Source organism: Tsukamurella sputi (assembly GCF_007858445.1).
GTDB classification, from domain to species: Bacteria; Actinomycetota; Actinomycetes; order Mycobacteriales; family Mycobacteriaceae; genus Tsukamurella; species Tsukamurella sputi.
On sequence record NZ_VIGV01000259.1, the window covers coordinates 1 to 502 of the forward strand.

The window sequence follows — 502 nt, forward strand, 5'->3', positions numbered from 1 at the left end:
GCTATGAGGACGTCATCGCCGTCCATCGCGGTGCCTTCGGGCCAGATCGTGGGATCGAAGGACCGGGCGATGCCGGCGCGGGCGAGTGAGGGCAGTACCTCCATCAGAGTCACGCCTACCGGTCTACGCGGGCCTCGCCGCGGGCGGAAGGCCCTCCGCCGTCAAGGTCGCGCTAAGACCGTCAGACGCCCGCTTCCGCACACGGAAGGACTCCCGCCTTCACCGCGGCCTGCACTGCGGCGTAGTCCTTTTCGTTCTGGTCGGCGTAGGCGGCCGCGAACCGGCCGATGGCCTCGTCGAACTCCGTGGACTTGCCCATGTACGCCGATGCGACAGCCGCCCCGGGAGATTGCGAATGGGCCCGCGCGAGCACCCCGGCGCATGCCTGGCCGTAGCGCTCGAACTGGTCGTGGGTGAGCAGCTCGGGGACCACGGAGCCCTTCATGTCGCGGAACTGACGCCAGTAGAAGTCCTTGCCGCGCACCGTCGGCGTGTACCCGAG

At 68.9% G+C, this 502-nt stretch carries 1 protein-coding gene; it reads right to left on the reverse strand.

The window, feature by feature from the left end:
- Positions 1-181: 181 nt before the first annotated feature.
- Positions 182-502 (reverse strand): DUF2252 family protein (locus tag FK268_RS24055; RefSeq protein WP_146437937.1); only part of this gene is annotated, 321 nt, incomplete at its 5' end.